This window comes from Desulfoprunum benzoelyticum, from assembly GCF_014201505.1.
In the GTDB taxonomy this organism is placed as follows: Bacteria; Desulfobacterota; Desulfobulbia; order Desulfobulbales; family Desulfocapsaceae; genus Desulfoprunum; species Desulfoprunum benzoelyticum.
Window position 1 is genome coordinate 521,717 of record NZ_JACHEO010000001.1, and the last position, 15,020, is coordinate 536,736.

The following is a 15,020-nucleotide window of genomic DNA, read 5'->3' on the forward strand; positions in this document are numbered from 1 at the left end:
ACGTACGAAAAAGAGGAAAATTCGGGATGACATTTCTCGCTATGCCGACAGACCCATGAGCCAGGTGCCGGCATCGGTAATTCGTATACCGTTCCGGAATTCTTCCTGTCGCAGGCCATGGACAATCTGTACCGACTCTGCCTGGGGAAACTGGTCGCCAAAGCGGGCCAATCCACGGTGCGGCCTGGCATCAGCCAATTTACACTCGATCATCTGCGTCAAACGTCCATCCTCACTCAGGGCAAAATCAACCTCAGTGCCGTCTTTTGTCCTGATATAATGCAGGCCGACAGTCCGACCGCCGCTATCCTGAAGAAAATGTATATGTTTCAGCAACATTCCGGCAACGGCATTTTCCAGAACGACACCTCGATCACCCCGGACCAGTCCCGTATCATAAAAATACACCTTGGGGCTCTGCAGAATAGCGCGGGCGATATTGCGGCGCCAAGGGCGAACACTGAAGACGATAAACAAAGCCTCCAGGATATCCAGATAGCGTTTCAAGGTCGCGGGGGCGACCGCCAGGTCCCGTGCCATGGATGCCAGCGACAGCGGCGAGCCCACGCGTTCCCGCAACAACTCGACAAAAAGGCGCATCGTGGTGATTTCGTGCAGACGCGAAAACTCAAGCACATCTTCGCGTATCAGGTCGTTAAGTGACTGAGATTGTAAGAAATTACAGACGCAGCAACATGACCCTCGTGCAAACGTCGTTTTCCCAGCGTAGGCGGAGATCGACGGCTTCAACCGACCGGCACCGGCAGGTCGCGCAGAGCAAGCGGCGTGTCACCCCTTTTCTGCTTCGGCACCGGCGAAAAAACCGCCCACATCCCGCCAGCCAACAAGCCTTGCCGCACTTCGCCGTTGCGACGTATCGCCGCCATAGATCACCGCATTGACGATTTCTCCGGCAAAGCCGGCCCCTCGCATCCGCTCTCTGAACGGTCCAAATCCCTTGAAGAAATCAGCAGCCGCAGTTGCTCCGGATTTGATCTCGACCGCATGCAGCGTATCGCCGCGCTGCACCAGGATATCCACCTCCAGGCCCCGGCTTTCCCGATAATGGTGCAGAAGCGGCTGCTCCCCCTGATGGGCGAGCGTTTTGTACAATTCGGCCACGGCCCAGCTCTCGAAGATAGCGCCGCGCAGCGGGTGCAGTCGAAGTTGCCCTGGTTCCCTGATCTGCAGCAGGGCACAGGCCAGCCCGCTGTCAAAAAAATGCAATTTCGGCGCCTTGACCACCTGTTTGCGGATATTGGCATGGTACGCGGGAACCCGGTGGATGATATAGCACGCCTCGAGGATGGACAGCCAGGCCCTGGCGGTATTGTGCGAGACTCCGGCATCAGCTCCCAGCGCCGACAGATTGATCTCCTGCCCGGTGCGTCCGGCGCAGAGCCTGAGAAAGCTCGTAAAACCGATCAGATCGCCGACATTCACCACCTGCCTGACATCCCGCTGCACGTAGGTGGCGATATAATCGGCAAGCCACTGGGCGGCAGGAATTTTCCGGTCATAGATCCGTGGATAGCTGCCCTGCCAGAGCAGCGTAAACAGTTCGTCCGGGATCTCGGGAAAACCCCGCAGTTCATCGATATCAGGGGGAAGCAGGGTGAGCATGCCACAGCGGCCGGCTAGCGACTGGGAGATGGTCTGAGATATTGCCGGATGCTGCGAGCCGGTGAGAATGAAACGCCCCGGCTCCGGCCGTTCGTCGATGTCGGCCTGCAGATAGCTGACCAGCTCCGGCGCCTGTTGAATCTCGTCGAGGACTGCCCCCTGCCGGTATTCATGCAGAAAACCCCGCGGATCGTGGGCGGCAAACTCCCGCACATCGAGGGATTCCAGCGAGACACGGGGTTTATCCGGAAAGGTGGCCCGGCACAACGTGGTTTTCCCGGCCTGCCGGGGGCCGGTGACGGCAACGACGGGATAATGGCGGGTAAGTTCAAGGAGTTTGGCACTGAGTTTTCGTTGTATCATGGGAGGATGATAGCAAGAAATTGCATGGATTGTCAATTCGACTTACAATCTATCCATAGATCGCCGTGCTCGAGTTCAGGCTTTTCAGGATCTGGTCCCGAGGCTTCTTGCCCGGATGATGATTATCGGCAGGGTCCGGCCGGTTTTCGCCCAGGCGGCGGCGCTGACATCTTCCTCGTCCTGACGTTGGCCATCAAACATCTGCTCTGGCCGGCGCTGATCGTCGGCATCATCTGGATTGACAGACGATGCCTGCCTGGTATGGGATGGAGTGAGCAATGATGGCGGCGGCTTTGTTTGAAAAGTACGCTTCCACCGGAGGAACTGAAGATTTTCTCAGCGGGGATGACTACCAGTCCTTTTGAGATCTCTCCCTTGGGGTCGAGATGACAACGGGGGAAGGTCGAGATGGCAGTGGGGGCAATTCGGGATGACAACGGTGAAAGGTCTCGATGGCATCGGGGGAAGGTCGAGATACCATCCGGGGAAATTGGCGATGGCATCGGGGAAAAGTCGAGATGACAGGACAGGAAATGTTGAAAAAATGGCCGAAGATAAATCAGATGATTATTCCGTGCTTCATAATCTCCGCTATAAACCCACTGTCATCGGAGTTTTTCTCCAAAAGTATAGGCTCAATCCTGTCATCGATCTCTCTCCGGATTTTCCATAACAGAGGACGGGTGACGAAATAGTCAGCTTTAAGTTCATCAACTATTACGGCTACATCCATATCGCTATCGGCATGGGCGGTGCCCTTTGCATAGGAGCCGAATAAAACAAGTTGATCAAATTTGATTTGCTTTCTGAGGAGTTGCTTGTATCTCCTAAGTTTCTCTACAACTTCAGCAATATCCATTCTCGTAATTCCTTCGCTTTATCCAGAATTGAGGCACACCTTTCTTCTGTTAAGCCATCCAGCAGTTTCTTTTTGTTAATCGGGTAACGAGCCTCGATATTCATTGGTTCGAGCAGATCGATAAATTCCTGCTGCTCTTCTGAAAAATATTGATAAAGATCAGACCGCTTGGCTAAAAATGAGAGACTATGAGAGTATGGAGCTGTTTCTCCTGATATGTGGACGAAATATGCTTTGAGGATTTTTTCGATCGCTTGATGGGCCATAAAGCCGACATATAGGTATCGCTTGCTTTCCAACATTGCTTCGGCTGTAACAATATCATATTCCGATAAATCAACCCAATATGTAACCTTGCTATTCATAGTTGCTGATAGTCACTCGTACCAGGTTTTATGCTGAAGTATCGGCAGATATCGGGTTTATCGGGAAAATCCGGCTGTAATTGCTTGATTCTGAGCAGACTCAATTATAGCAAATACGGCTTGGAAACACAACGCAGCCGGATTTTCTTTGCCAACCCGGTGAAACTCTACTGCAATTTGCGTATCGAGGACTTGGAACGGGACGATTAGGTAACATCGCTCCGCGATTGTCGCCATGCGGATGCCTTCCTGGAGGAAATACCGAAAACCGGCGAAAAATCACCGTAATTCCCTGCTGGGGATGACTGCCTGGCCTGTTTGAGATCTCTCCCTCCGGTCGAGATGACAGAAGGGAAAATTCGAGATGACAGCGGGGGAAGGTCGGGATGACAGCGGGGGAAGGTCAGGATGACAGCGGGGGAAAGTCGAGATGACAGCGGGGGCAGGTCGGGATGACAGTGCTTGTTGTTCCCGCAAGGGCGAAGGCCGAGATCCCGCCCCCGCTGTCATATTCGAAGCGAAGCGAGAAATCTCGTATTGCCGAGGGTGCCCTTCATTCCGGGTGATGGTCGCTGCATGAAATCGTCCGGCTCGGTGCACCGGCGCCGTTGCCCAATCTGCTCACCCACTGCAATTATAATATATATATTAGTCATTTGCCAAAATATCATTGACAAAGCCGCTTATAACATTTACAATATCATCGAATAATATTGACAATAGGAGGGTGTTATGCCGGGAGTCAGAAATCGAGGGGAAATGATACGGCAATTCATTATTGAAAACGTCGACAGCCATCCGAATGATATTGTGACGTTGACTTCTGAAACTTTCAGCATCTCCCGTCAGGCGGTTAATGCCCATTTGAAAAAACTGATATCTCAAAAATCGATTACGACCGAGGGTAAGACAAGAAATATAAGCTATAAGCTCCATCCACTGATTGAAGATACGATAAGTTTCAAATTACATGGTCTTGAAGAAGACAGAGTGTGGCGCGATGATGTAAAACCAGAACTTGGACCTCTTCCAGATAATATTATTGAAATATGGAATTATGGCTTTACCGAGATGCTCAATAATGCGATAGATCATTCTCAGGGGAGCCACGTAGTAATAAACATTAAAAAATACCCTTCGTTTTCTGAAATAGTCATAACCGACAACGGTGTGGGCATTTTCAGGAGGATACAACAACTACTCAATTTACATGATGAGCGGCATGCTGTTCTTGAGCTTTCCAAAGGGAAGCTGACGACGGACCCTGACCATCATACCGGAGAAGGAATATTTTTTTCTTCAAGAATGTTTGATGAATACGCTATTCTTTCTGGAGGCGTCTATTTCAGCCATGAATACAACAAGCCGGAAGATTGGATCATTGAAAGCAAATCACCAACCGAAGGGACTACTGTTTTTATGAAGTTGTCCAACAACTCTTCCAGAAAAAGTAAAGCCATTTTTGATGAATATGCTGGTGGCAATGATTATGGCTTTGACAAAACCGTAGTCCCGGTTTCTTTGGCCAGGTATGGAAACGAAAGCCTTGTCTCGCGCTCGCAGGCAAAGAGACTGCTGGCGAGAATTGATAGATTTAAAATTGTTATCTTCGATTTTGAAAATGTTGATCAAATTGGCCAGGCCTTTGCCGACGAAGTTTTCAGAGTCTTTAAAAATCAACATCCTGATATTCAGATTTATTTTATAAGAGCGAATCGTTCCGTTGAAGACATGATAATTCGAGCTTTGCGGAGTGGAGATTAAGCCATATATTCACCAGGCAGCTCTCATTCGGCAAACCGCCCCTACCCCAGCTCGATCCCGTACTTCTTGATCTTCGACAGCAGCGACGGGTAGCTGATCTCCAGCAGTTTCGCGGCCTGGACCCGGTTGCCGCCGGTTTCGTGCAGGGCGCCGGCGATGAGTTTTGCCTCGATGGCCTCCTGGGCCTGCTTCAACGAGAAGCCGGGGAGATCGTCGAGGCATGTGGCCGGTGGCCGCAGATCCCGCATATACGGGGGCAGGTGTTCGACCCGGATCGTCCGGTCGTCGGCGATCACCGCCCCGCGGTGGATGATGTTCTCCAGTTCGCGGACGTTGCCCGGCCAGTCGTAGCGATCGAACAGCTCCATGACCTCCGGCATGACCCTGGTGATTTCGATGTCCATGTCGATCCGCACTTTTTCGAGGAAATGGCGGCACAGCAGCGGGATGTCGGATCGCCGTCGGCGCAGCGGCGGGAGCACGATCTGGATGACGTTGAGGCGGAAGTAGAGATCCTCGCGGAACCGCCCCTGCTGCACCTCCGCCGCCAGGTCGCGGGCGGTGGCGGCGAGGATGCGGACATCGATCCTGCGGCAGGCGCTCGCCCCCAGCGGCCGGATCTCCCGTTCCTGGAGGACGCGCAACAGCTTGACCTGCAGCGACAGCGGCAGCTCGCCGATCTCGTCGAGGAGCAGGGTGCCGCCCTCGGCCTCCTCGAACAGCCCCCGGTGGCTGCGATCGGCGCCGGTAAACGCCCCCTTAAGGTAGCCGAACAGCTCGCTTTCGAGCAGGTTCTCGGGGATGCCGCCGCAGTTGATGGCGATGAACGGCTGGTCGCGACGCGGGCTGGCATCATGGATGCCGCGGGCCACCAGCTCCTTGCCGGTGCCCGACTCGCCGGTGATCAGCACGGTCGAATCATAGCGGGCGGCCTTGGCCGCCAGTTTCAGCACCGCCTGCATTTCGGGGTTGGCGGTGATGATCCGGGCAAAGCCGCCCTGCCCGCGCATCGCCTCGATCTCCCGCCGCAACTGCTGGTTCTCCTGACGCAGGGCCTCGCGCTCCTCTGCCTTGCGCAGGGCCATGATGACCTCGTCGGCCTTGAACGGCTTGGAGATGAAGTCGTAGGCGCCGGCCTTCATCGCCTCGATGGCGGTGTCGATGCTGCCGTAGGCCGACATCATGATGACCGTCGTCCGCTCGAGGTGGTCGCGGGCGGCGGCGAGAAAGGCGATCCCGTCCATCACCGGCATCCGCACATCGCAGAGGATGAAATCGAAATGGCGCCCGGCCAGCAACTGCAGGGCCTGGGTCCCGTCGGCCGCCGTCTCCACCGCATAGCCGTGGCGCCCGACCAGCGCCTGCAGCATGTGGCGCATGTTCTCCTCGTCATCGACGATCAGCAGGGTATGAGGGAATTCGATGGTATTCATGTCATCTTTGGACCACGTATCATCGGAATTCGCTACCAAAAGCTGGCTGACAAACGCAAAATGTTGTTGCCGTTCAGCTGTCTACGAGGGATTGTGGCAATGCAGAAAGGGATTCCCTCGTTGACAATGATACTATAGATTGATACTATTTAACCATGAACAGTAGACACAGGAAGACGCTGGAAGCTATCTTTTCACTGCCTGTTCCGGGGAATATTGAATGGCGCAGAATAGAAGCCTTGTTTCTGGCCCTTGGTGCAGAAATGATTGAGGGTGATGGTTCGCGTGTCTCGTTCATCATACATGACGAAAAAGCCGACTTTCACCGGCCGCATCCGGGCAAAGAGGCCAAGCGGTATCAGGTGCGACATGCCATGGAATTTTTGAGCAGAGCAGGAGTACAACCATGAATACCATGAGTTACAAGGGATATACCGCAAAGATCGAATTCGATCCGGACGACAATATCTTCTTCGGGAATATCATCGGCATCCGTGACACCGTTGGTTTTCACGGAGAATCAGTTACGGAATTGAAGAAGGCGTTCGGCGAGGCGGTTGATTTCTATCTGGAAAGTTGTGCAAAGGCGGGCCGGGAACCGAACAAACCATGCTCGGGAAAGTTTCTTGTTCGGCTTGACCCTGAACTTCATAGCCGGATAGTGGCCGAGGCCCTTAAATCCGGAAAAAGCATCAACAAGTGGGTTGCCGATATACTTGCCGGCTCGCTCCATCCACGACAGGTGTGAGATCCGGAGGTAATCGTGGTAAATTCAACGTTCACCCATGACTTTCGTCGCCTCGGAGTATCCCAAAAATTTCTTCTCTGTCGGCTTCGCTCGAGTTTTCGCCTTCCTGTATTGCCCGCATCAAGGCAGCATCTTCCATCACCTCCATGAGTATATCCTGGACCGTTTCCCTTTTTTCCTCAATAACTTCGATGATGGCCTGCTTCAGTAATTCTTTCAACTTTGATCCTTCCTCCCATGTGGCTTGCATATCCATGAGCAGACAGCCGACCCTGTCCAGCTTAACGTAACTCACCTTATCACATTCGATTCCTCAAGATTTCATTATAATCAGGGCTTGTTGGAAAATGAACGTCTGCTTGCCTTGTGATATCGAGTACCGACGATGAAGCTCATCCTTCCCGGTAGGGCGAAGGCCACCATCCCGCCCCCGCCGTCATTTCGACGCGAAGCGAGAAATCTTGTCTTTCCCGGCAGGGCGAAGGCCACCATCCCGCCCCCGCCGTCATTTCGACGCGAAGCGAGAAATCTTGTCTTTTCATGGCGGTGAGCCTTCAACCTGGCCGGTTTAAGATCTCTCCCTGGCGGTCGAGATGACAGTGGGGGCAGGTCGAGATGACAGCGGGGGTAGGTCGAGATGACAACGGGGTAGGTCGAGATGACAGCGGAGGTAGGTCGAGATGAAAGCAGGGGTAGGTCGAGATGAAAGTGCTTGACGTTCCCGATAGGGCGAAGGCCACCATCCAGCCCCCGCCGTCATTTCGAAGCGAAGCGAGAAATCTTGTCTTTTCATGGCGGTGTGCCCTCAACCATGGCCGGTTTAAGATCTCTCCCTGGCGGTCGAGATGACAGCGGGGGCAAGTCGAGATGACAGTGAGAGGATAGACCAAGATGACAGCGGAGATAGGTCGAGATGAAAGCAGGGGTAGGTCGAGATGAAAGTGCTTGACGTTCCCGGTAGGGCGAAGGCCACCATCCAGCCCCCGCCGTCATTTCGAAGCGAAGCGAGAAATCTTGTCTTTTCATGGCGGTGAGCCTTCAACCTGGCCGGTTTAAGATCTCTCCCTGGCGGTCGAGATGACAGCGGGGGCAGGTCGAGATGACAGCGGGGGCAAGTCGAGATGACAGTGATAGGATAGACCAAGATGACAGCGGAGGAGGTTGACAGGACAGCGGGGGCAGGTCGAGAAAGGTCAGGACCTACTCCACGTTGACGATTTTCTTGACGCCCAAAATGTTAATCACTATGATTAAAATTGATTCAATTACTGACAACCCAGCATCGACAGCGACCTGAGCACAAGGAGATGTAACCATGGCAAAAACCGATACCCGTGTAGTAACCGCCCACGTACCTGTCTCGTTGGCTGAAAAAGTTGACCAGATAGCTGCACGACTTGAGCGCTCACGCGGCTGGATCATGAAGCAGGCATTGTCAGCCTGGATTGAACAGGAGGAAGAACGCACTCGGTTGACCCGAGAGGCCCTGGCTGATGTTGACGCAGGCCATGTGATTGACCATCAGACTGTGCAGGCCTGGGCGGATAGTCTGAGCAGTGACGAACCGTTGCCGGTACCACGCTGATGGATTTGAAGTGGGCGAGCAAGGGCCTGTCCGACCTGGCACGGTTGTACGAGTTCCTGGCCCCTTTAAACAAGACGGCTGCCGCTTGTACGGTGCAGTCGCTGACCAGGGCGCCGGCCCAATTGCCGACCAATCCACGCATCGGCGAGCAATTGTTCGAGTTCGAGCCGAGAGAAGTACGGCGGATACTCGTGGGCCAGTATGAAATCCGATATGAGATTCAGAACGAGACCATCTATGTGTTACGCCTGTGGCACACAAGGGAAGAACGGTAATGCATTCCCAACGTGCGTCCTCGACGCCAATTTCGATGTTTCACCGTTGTTGCCAACCACAGAGAAAGGTCAAGATGAGGGCGGGAGAAGGTCGAAATGTGGGTCAAAGCGAAGCGAGAAAATATGTTCTAAGCATAACAAGAGACAGATGTATATCCCTTTGACATCTTGAGGCGGCTATGGAGCAGAAAGAAATACTTGAAGGATTGCGTGTTTATAAAAAAAGATTTTCAAAGCAGTACGGGATACTCGATATCGGTGTTTTCGGTTCCGTCGCTCGAGGAGATTATGACAATGAAAGCGATGTGGATATTGTGGTTCGCCTTCAGAAGCAGGATCTCTTTCTTCTTGCAGGATTGAAATATGATTTGGAAGAGACGTTTCATCGCTCGATCGATATTGTTGCCTATCGTGATACCATGAATCCTTTTTTAAAGAAAAGAATTGATCGAGAGGCTGTGTATGTATGACAAGGAATTGGCACTGGAGATTCTGAGACAGATTGAGGAGGCGGCGGACAAGATTATCGTTCGTTTCGCATCAATTCGCCAGGCATCTGATTTCGTCGAAGGCACTGCCGGGGTTGATAAACTGGACGCCATCTGTATGATGCTGATAGTCATTGGCGAATCGTTAAAAAATCTGGATAAGATCACGGGTGGCGATCTACTTCGTAATTATCCTCAAGTCGATTGGAAAAAGGCGAAAGGAATGCGTGATATCCTTACCCATCATTATGCCGATATCAATGCTGAAGCTGTTTTTCATACCTGCCGAGATAAAATTCCGCAACTCCTTCAAACGATAAAAATTATTCGAAACGATCAGGAAAAGGAGACAGGTTTATTTTTGGAGCAACAATAGATCTACCCTGCTCTTTCCTACCGGCTGAGACGAGAACTGACGAGGCGGTTTAAGCTGACCCCCGCCTCGGCGGCCTGGATTGCTAAATTCCGGTGGACTTCAGGTAGAACCCTGACCACAAATTTGCCGCTGTACTTTTTACCGGCTATGGCTTGGGGAACTTCTTCTCCATTGTCTTGCATATCCTTTATTACATCGGCAACGAGCTCTCGTATACCTTCCAGGGCAGATTCCGGTGTTTCCGCAAGCCAGCTCAAGCTCGGAAATTCGGCACATAATCCGACATATTCATCGTCTTCGACCGACCAGGTAACTCGATACGTATAATGATCATTTTTTAGCGGCATTTTACCCCACACTACTTTCTGTCATCGGCCTTTTTATACACCATGTTTTTGTCTCTTTTGCCGATTGCAATCACCAGGACACAGATTTCTGCATCGATGACTTCATAAACGAGCCGGTACCCACTCGCCCTGAGCTTGATCTTGTAATGGTTTTTAAAACCTGAAAGCTGACTCCCGGGCCCATGTGGAAACTCCAGCCGTTCCCGCAATTTTTTCTTGAATTGAGACTGGATAGCCCTGTCCAGTTTGTTCCATTCCTTCAGCGCCGTCGGCAGAAACTTTAATTTATAGCTCATCCAAAGACACTTCTATGGCGGAATCTTTCTCATGCTGACGTTCGTTGACAATTACCCCTAATTGATAATTCTCGATTTGTTCAAGCAACGCCTCGTAGGTCTCCGCCGGGACCAGATACGCCGTCGGCCTGTTATGATTGAGGATGGCAATGGGATCACCGCCGGACTGCTCAATCAGGGCAGAAGGATTTTTCTTTAATTCCGAGATGCTTACCGAGAAATTCGCCAATATCGATTCCATGACCACACCCATGTATTTTATTTAGACCACAATTACATACCTATTATAGGTCTCATTTTCGCTTGAAGCAAGGTCCAGATCGCGATCCCGCGTAACCCGAAGGAGGCCATGGACTACGCCGCAAACATCTCCCGCAAGATGGAAAGAATGTTTTCCTGAGTCCGCTTTTGAACTTGTCCCAATTTTTTCATCAGCCGAGCTTTATGAACTGTACGGATTTGATCCAGGACGACCTGTCCTTTCGTAGTCTGGAAGACACAGTTCACCCTGGTAGGGTAATTGCGGATCGTGGTTGTCATCGGGGCAACGATGACAGTTGCAATATGGTGATTCATTTGGTCCGGAGAGATCACCACACATGGGCGTGATTTTTTTATTTCGTGCCCTATGGTTGGGTCAAGGTTGATCAAGAAGACATCGAAACGTTTTACTTCCATTCCCATTCTTCCTCATCCCACCTGGTCGAAATCGGTGAATCTGTTTCGAACAGTTCATCATCGCCATTTTCAGCCATTTTTTTGAATGCTTCATCCCAACCGGCGCGTGGTGTCTTTGTTGACCTGACGATGAGATCATGATCTTTGACGATCAGTTCAACCTCGCCTTCAAATCCGCACTGGTCAAGTATTGATTTTGGTATCCGCAATCCCTGTGAATTGCCGATTCTGATTATCGATGCTTTCATGTTGACCTCCCGGATCGGGATCAAATGGATAATGTAATTACATTGTATGAACATCCGAGAGAAATATCAACGACTTCTTCCGCTGTCATATCCCGCCCCCCTGTCATTTCGAAACGACAGCGAGAAATCTCGTCTTTCATGGCAGGCTCTCCCTGGCGGTCGAGATGACAGCGGCCCCTCCCTTGTCCGGTCGGATCGATTGCGCTATAATAAGATAGAACCCTTATCGAAGGAGGCTGCCATGAACGAAGTCACTGTTTCTCCCAAGTTCCAGATCGTTATCCCGCGTAACCTGAGGGAGGCCATGAACATTCAACCCGGAGCCAGGATTCAGGTGCTCCGCTATGCAGACCGGATCGAACTCATCCCGCTCAAAAAACCACAGCATTTTCGCGGGTTCCTCAAGGGGATCGATACCAGCGTGGACAGGGAGCCAGACCGGGTATGAACCTCGTCGATTCCTGTGGCTGGCTCGAATACTTTGCCGATAGCCCTCTCGCCGACTTTTACGCCCCTGTCATAGAGGACAATGGAACGCTCATTGTCCCAACCATCTGCATCCTCGAGGTATGTAAGCGTGTGCTGTCGCAACGCGGTGAAGAAGCCGCGCTCCAGGTTGCCGCCGTCATGCACCAGGGGCAGGTCGTGCCTTTGGATGCGGACATTGCTCTCAACGCCGCGAAGATCGGCAGCCTATGGAAACTTCCCCTCGCCGACAGTGTCATCCTGGCCACGGCACGAGCCCATGGAGCTCTTGTCTGGACCCAGGATGCACATTTCAAAGGGCTTGAAAACGTACAATATATTGAAAAAACAAACCGTTCCGTCTAAGGGGACGGGTGGCCCGGATAAAGCCGGTCAATCCGGGGACGACTTCAGCCTGCGTTTCCCCCCTGTCATTTCCGATGTCGATTCCGACGTATATTTCTGTTATTGCGTTTCCGACATAATTTGACATTATGTCCGAATCGACATCTGGGTTTGGTCGGATGGCTGCGCAGCTCCGCCCATGCTGTCCTCAGTTTCCAGTACAACCAGTCTCGTTTTATGCCGATCGAACGTGGAGCTTCAAGCCAAGAGCCCTGATCACCTTCAGAATCGTTCCGAATTCGGGGTTTCCATCCGATGAAAGCGCCTTGTACAAATTCTCCCGTGCCAGGCCGGTATCGCGTGCCAGTTGCGACATCCCGCGGGCCCGTGCAATCACTCCCAACGCATGCGCGATAAAAGCCGGGTCATCCCCCGCTTCTTCCAGACAGGCATCAAGATAAGCCGCCATATCCGTGTCGGTTTTCAGATATTCGGCGGTATCATACCTGGTGAATTTCTCAGCCATATCTTAATCTCTCCAGTCTTTGGCAATGATTTTCGCCTGTTCAATATCGCGTTGTTCCCGATAGGACGAAATTCGAGATGACACCCCGTTCTGTCGAAGCGAAGCGAGAAGTCTGATTTTTTCATGCGGGGGATGATTACCAGGCCTGTTTGAGATAGCCGGGTCTGACAGATGCGACTGGAGTGCGATATTTTTTGATTTTTGTTCTCGCAGCTTCAATGAAAAAGGGCTTCACACTGATTTTCAGTATGAAGCCCTTTTAATTACAGACACTATACCGGGATTGCAATCTCCTGAGTATAGTGGCCACCTGAGTGGACTTAAGCCCGATGCCGTCGCAGAGCGGGAACATTTATAATGTAACATCTTGGAGGTGAGTCGTCAAGTATGATAAGCCAAGGGCGTGAAGCATACATTCCCTGATTTTAAGCAAATCAACACTGTCTATAACTCTCATATCGTATTCTCTTTTGCCTCCGCCATCTTTTCGTATAAATGGGAGGTTGAGGCGTTTAAACGATACCGTCGCAAACATGTCTGCTTTGACCCACTGTATCATGGCATTGTATGGTTCTGGAAGCGTGGGATTGAGGTATAGTCTGTGATGATAAGGCATTACTTGTCCCCCTCTTTTCCCTGTGCAGCAGTCGCGCAAAAAGGGCCTACACCACCTCCAAACCCTGGAAATTCTCGACCTTCACGCTCCCTTCAGGGAATTTAGCGACTATTTCCAGTTCTCCCCCCATGGCTTCCACATACCTGCGGAGGGTGGAAATATACATATCGGCCTGACTTTCCATCTTGGATACCGATGCCTGTTTGATATTCAACGTTTCCGCAATCTGCTGTTGGGTGAATTTGCGAGCCTGCCGTAGCTCGGCCAGCGGCATTTCCTCCAATGCAGCTTCCACCCGCTTTTCAATGCGTACCCGGCTTGCCTCAGACAACTTGCTTTTCAGGGTATTGAATGATTTTGCCATTTCTCAGCCCTCCTCTTCTTCCAGTTCTATCAGGTGTTGCTCATACAACTTGTCAGCCAGTGGGACATGCTTTTGATACCATCCATCATCGCCGGTCTTGTTTCCCCCGATGAGAAGGATAGCTGTCCTCCTGGGGTCAAAGGCATATAAAGTTCGATAGGGTCTGCCTGCATGCTGGGTGCGCAATTCTTTCATATTCTTGAAACGGGAACCTTTGACGGAATCCGAATGCGGTCGAGGCAGATTTGGCCCCAAAATTTCAAGAAGACCTACAGACACAGCGATTGATTCCTGCTCGGCTTCGGAAAGAGTATTCCACCATCGTTCAAATTCGTCAGTGTATTCGATTTCCCATTTCATGTCTCAACATAACCATCATGCTATATAGCTGTCAAGCTATGATCAACCTGCCATCGCGACCCACCCCTGCTGTCATTTCGAAGCGAAGCGAGAAATCTCATGATTCCCGGTAGGGCAAAGGTCAAGCCTACACCCCCGCTGTCATTTCGAAGCGAAGCGAGAAATCTTGTTGTTCCGCTGAGATCTGGTCCTGCGGAGATCTCTCCCTTGCGGTCGAGATGACAGGGGGGGAAGGTCGAGATGACAGGGGGGGGAAGGTCGAGATGACAGGGGGGGAAGGTCGAGATGACAGCGAGGGAAGGTCGAGATGACAGCGGGGGAAGGTCGAGGCGGATGATCTCGGGCCGGGTCCCGACCACGGTCATTACCTTCATATTTTTCAAATCTTCACTTTTTGCATGCATCACCTTTCACCGTCAACGACATAGTAGCCGCCCGTTTTCGCAGCCCCTCGAAACACGACCTTTTTCTCACTGCGTAATTGTTTAACCCAGCGCTCAAGGGTCTTCACAGGGACGTTCAGCCTAGTCGAAAGCTCAGGAAGCCGTATTCCCGGATTGTGCTTAACAGCCTGATAGAGGCGGCTTACTCCCTCATTTACCCCCTCACTTACTCCCTCATTTACTCCCTCAACATGCATGAAGGATTCCAGCACTTCACTTCGCCTTCTCCCTCCACCCTTGTCATTTCTTTTTTCCCCCGCTGTCATGTCGAAGCCCCCTGTCATTTCCAGCGCCAGCCAGTAATCGCGGATAAATGGGGTCAGCGGATAAATGGGGTCAGAGTAAAATTAATATAAAATTACTCTGTTTGAATGCATAAGCCCCAAGAACGGAAGAAACCTCCATGTGGGTATAATGTTTAACAACTGTTGGGTCGAGAACCAGCTCGCCCAA

Annotated in this window: 24 protein-coding genes; 9 read left to right on the forward strand and 15 right to left on the reverse strand. The window is 51.7% G+C overall.

The window, feature by feature from the left end; all coding sequences use genetic code 11:
* Window positions 1-39: 39 nt before the first annotated feature.
* The 4 genes from HNQ81_RS02370 to HNQ81_RS02385 all read right to left on the reverse strand — a co-directional run bounded on the left by HNQ81_RS02370 (window position 40) and on the right by HNQ81_RS02385 (window position 3,210).
* Window positions 40-750, reverse strand: coding sequence for an ATP-binding protein (locus HNQ81_RS02370; RefSeq protein ID WP_205240337.1), 711 nt, complete (start codon window positions 748-750; stop codon window positions 40-42).
* A 39-nt stretch (window positions 751-789) separates the two neighbouring features.
* The gene (locus tag HNQ81_RS02375; protein WP_183347894.1) at window positions 790-1,986 is read right to left on the reverse strand and encodes an ATP-binding protein; all 1,197 of its coding nucleotides are present in this window, start codon (window positions 1,984-1,986) and stop codon (window positions 790-792) included.
* A gap of 559 nt (window positions 1,987-2,545) precedes the next feature.
* Window positions 2,546-2,845, reverse strand: a complete 300-nt coding sequence (locus HNQ81_RS02380) for a nucleotidyltransferase domain-containing protein (RefSeq protein ID WP_183347897.1) — start codon at window positions 2,843-2,845, stop codon at window positions 2,546-2,548.
* Window positions 2,824-3,210, reverse strand: a complete 387-nt coding sequence (locus HNQ81_RS02385; protein WP_183347899.1) for a HEPN domain-containing protein — start codon at window positions 3,208-3,210, stop codon at window positions 2,824-2,826. The genes HNQ81_RS02380 and HNQ81_RS02385 overlap by 22 nt, the downstream gene beginning before the upstream one ends.
* A 732-nt stretch (window positions 3,211-3,942) precedes the next feature.
* On the opposite strand from HNQ81_RS02385, the gene HNQ81_RS02390 reads away from it, so the two are divergent.
* Window positions 3,943-4,974, forward strand: coding sequence for an STAS-like domain-containing protein (locus tag HNQ81_RS02390; RefSeq protein WP_183347901.1), 1,032 nt, complete (start codon window positions 3,943-3,945; stop codon window positions 4,972-4,974).
* Window positions 4,975-5,015: 41 nt separating this feature from the next.
* Here HNQ81_RS02390 and HNQ81_RS02395 read toward each other — a convergent pair whose 3' ends face one another.
* Window positions 5,016-6,407, reverse strand: coding sequence for a sigma-54-dependent transcriptional regulator (locus HNQ81_RS02395; RefSeq protein WP_183347903.1), 1,392 nt, complete (start codon window positions 6,405-6,407; stop codon window positions 5,016-5,018).
* A 155-nt stretch (window positions 6,408-6,562) separates the two neighbouring features.
* On the opposite strand from HNQ81_RS02395, the gene HNQ81_RS02400 reads away from it, so the two are divergent.
* Both HNQ81_RS02400 and HNQ81_RS02405 read left to right on the forward strand, forming a co-directional pair.
* The gene (locus tag HNQ81_RS02400) at window positions 6,563-6,817 is read left to right on the forward strand and encodes a type II toxin-antitoxin system HicA family toxin (RefSeq protein ID WP_183347905.1); all 255 of its coding nucleotides are present in this window, start codon (window positions 6,563-6,565) and stop codon (window positions 6,815-6,817) included.
* The gene (locus HNQ81_RS02405; protein WP_183347907.1) at window positions 6,814-7,155 is read left to right on the forward strand and encodes a type II toxin-antitoxin system HicB family antitoxin; all 342 of its coding nucleotides are present in this window, start codon (window positions 6,814-6,816) and stop codon (window positions 7,153-7,155) included. Before HNQ81_RS02400 ends, HNQ81_RS02405 begins: the two co-directional genes overlap by 4 nt.
* Before the next feature lie 31 nt (window positions 7,156-7,186).
* Here the strand turns inward: HNQ81_RS02405 and HNQ81_RS02410 are convergent, their stop codons facing one another.
* Window positions 7,187-7,375 carry a hypothetical protein gene (locus HNQ81_RS02410; RefSeq protein ID WP_205240336.1) on the reverse strand — a complete coding sequence of 63 codons (189 nt, stop codon included), beginning with the start codon at window positions 7,373-7,375 and terminating at the stop codon, window positions 7,187-7,189.
* Window positions 7,376-8,470: 1,095 nt separating this feature from the next.
* On the opposite strand from HNQ81_RS02410, the gene HNQ81_RS02415 reads away from it, so the two are divergent.
* From HNQ81_RS02415 to HNQ81_RS02430, 4 genes are all read left to right on the forward strand, one after another.
* On the forward strand, window positions 8,471-8,740 hold the full coding sequence (locus HNQ81_RS02415; RefSeq protein WP_183347908.1) for a CopG family ribbon-helix-helix protein: 270 nt from the start codon (window positions 8,471-8,473) through the stop codon (window positions 8,738-8,740).
* Window positions 8,740-9,015, forward strand: a complete 276-nt coding sequence (locus tag HNQ81_RS02420) for a type II toxin-antitoxin system RelE/ParE family toxin (protein ID WP_183347909.1) — start codon at window positions 8,740-8,742, stop codon at window positions 9,013-9,015. Before HNQ81_RS02415 ends, HNQ81_RS02420 begins: the two co-directional genes overlap by 1 nt.
* A 179-nt stretch (window positions 9,016-9,194) precedes the next feature.
* Window positions 9,195-9,485: a nucleotidyltransferase family protein gene (locus tag HNQ81_RS02425; RefSeq protein WP_183347910.1), complete on the forward strand. Its 291-nt coding sequence runs from the start codon at window positions 9,195-9,197 to the stop codon at window positions 9,483-9,485.
* Window positions 9,478-9,879 (forward strand): HepT-like ribonuclease domain-containing protein, encoded by a 402-nt coding sequence (locus HNQ81_RS02430; protein ID WP_183347911.1) that lies wholly within the window; start codon window positions 9,478-9,480, stop codon window positions 9,877-9,879. The genes HNQ81_RS02425 and HNQ81_RS02430 overlap by 8 nt, the downstream gene beginning before the upstream one ends.
* A 17-nt stretch (window positions 9,880-9,896) precedes the next feature.
* Here HNQ81_RS02430 and HNQ81_RS02435 read toward each other — a convergent pair whose 3' ends face one another.
* The 5 genes from HNQ81_RS02435 to HNQ81_RS02455 form a co-directional block, all read right to left on the reverse strand.
* Window positions 9,897-10,226 (reverse strand): type II toxin-antitoxin system HicB family antitoxin, encoded by a 330-nt coding sequence (locus HNQ81_RS02435; RefSeq protein ID WP_183347912.1) that lies wholly within the window; start codon window positions 10,224-10,226, stop codon window positions 9,897-9,899.
* A gap of 11 nt (window positions 10,227-10,237) precedes the next feature.
* A complete protein-coding gene (locus HNQ81_RS02440) occupies window positions 10,238-10,522 on the reverse strand; it encodes a type II toxin-antitoxin system RelE family toxin (protein WP_183347913.1) in 285 nt (94 codons plus the stop codon).
* A complete protein-coding gene (locus HNQ81_RS02445; RefSeq protein ID WP_183347915.1) occupies window positions 10,512-10,763 on the reverse strand; it encodes a type II toxin-antitoxin system Phd/YefM family antitoxin in 252 nt (83 codons plus the stop codon). The genes HNQ81_RS02440 and HNQ81_RS02445 overlap by 11 nt, the downstream gene beginning before the upstream one ends.
* A gap of 113 nt (window positions 10,764-10,876) precedes the next feature.
* Window positions 10,877-11,206, reverse strand: coding sequence for a type II toxin-antitoxin system PemK/MazF family toxin (locus tag HNQ81_RS02450; RefSeq protein WP_183347917.1), 330 nt, complete (start codon window positions 11,204-11,206; stop codon window positions 10,877-10,879).
* Complete coding sequence (locus tag HNQ81_RS02455; protein WP_183347919.1) at window positions 11,191-11,448, reverse strand: AbrB/MazE/SpoVT family DNA-binding domain-containing protein; 258 nt, start codon at window positions 11,446-11,448, stop codon at window positions 11,191-11,193. The genes HNQ81_RS02450 and HNQ81_RS02455 overlap by 16 nt, the downstream gene beginning before the upstream one ends.
* Window positions 11,449-11,689: 241 nt before the next feature.
* Between HNQ81_RS02455 and HNQ81_RS02460 the strand changes: the two genes are divergently transcribed.
* Together HNQ81_RS02460 and HNQ81_RS02465 are read left to right on the forward strand one after the other, a co-directional pair.
* Window positions 11,690-11,896 carry an AbrB/MazE/SpoVT family DNA-binding domain-containing protein gene (locus HNQ81_RS02460; RefSeq protein WP_183347921.1) on the forward strand — a complete coding sequence of 69 codons (207 nt, stop codon included), beginning with the start codon at window positions 11,690-11,692 and terminating at the stop codon, window positions 11,894-11,896.
* Window positions 11,893-12,279, forward strand: a complete 387-nt coding sequence (locus HNQ81_RS02465) for a type II toxin-antitoxin system VapC family toxin (protein ID WP_183347923.1) — start codon at window positions 11,893-11,895, stop codon at window positions 12,277-12,279. Before HNQ81_RS02460 ends, HNQ81_RS02465 begins: the two co-directional genes overlap by 4 nt.
* Before the next feature lie 214 nt (window positions 12,280-12,493).
* Here HNQ81_RS02465 and HNQ81_RS02470 read toward each other — a convergent pair whose 3' ends face one another.
* From HNQ81_RS02470 to HNQ81_RS02485, 4 genes are all read right to left on the reverse strand, one after another.
* Entirely contained in the window at window positions 12,494-12,784 is a 291-nt protein-coding gene (locus HNQ81_RS02470) for an addiction module antidote protein (RefSeq protein ID WP_183347925.1), read from the reverse strand.
* Window positions 12,785-13,446: 662 nt separating this feature from the next.
* Window positions 13,447-13,764: an XRE family transcriptional regulator gene (locus HNQ81_RS02475; protein ID WP_183347927.1), complete on the reverse strand. Its 318-nt coding sequence runs from the start codon at window positions 13,762-13,764 to the stop codon at window positions 13,447-13,449.
* A 3-nt stretch (window positions 13,765-13,767) separates the two neighbouring features.
* Window positions 13,768-14,124, reverse strand: a complete 357-nt coding sequence (locus tag HNQ81_RS02480; protein ID WP_183347929.1) for a type II toxin-antitoxin system RelE/ParE family toxin — start codon at window positions 14,122-14,124, stop codon at window positions 13,768-13,770.
* Between the two features lie 403 nt (window positions 14,125-14,527).
* Entirely contained in the window at window positions 14,528-14,833 is a 306-nt protein-coding gene (locus tag HNQ81_RS02485; protein WP_183347931.1) for a hypothetical protein, read from the reverse strand.
* Window positions 14,834-15,020 lie beyond the last annotated feature (187 nt).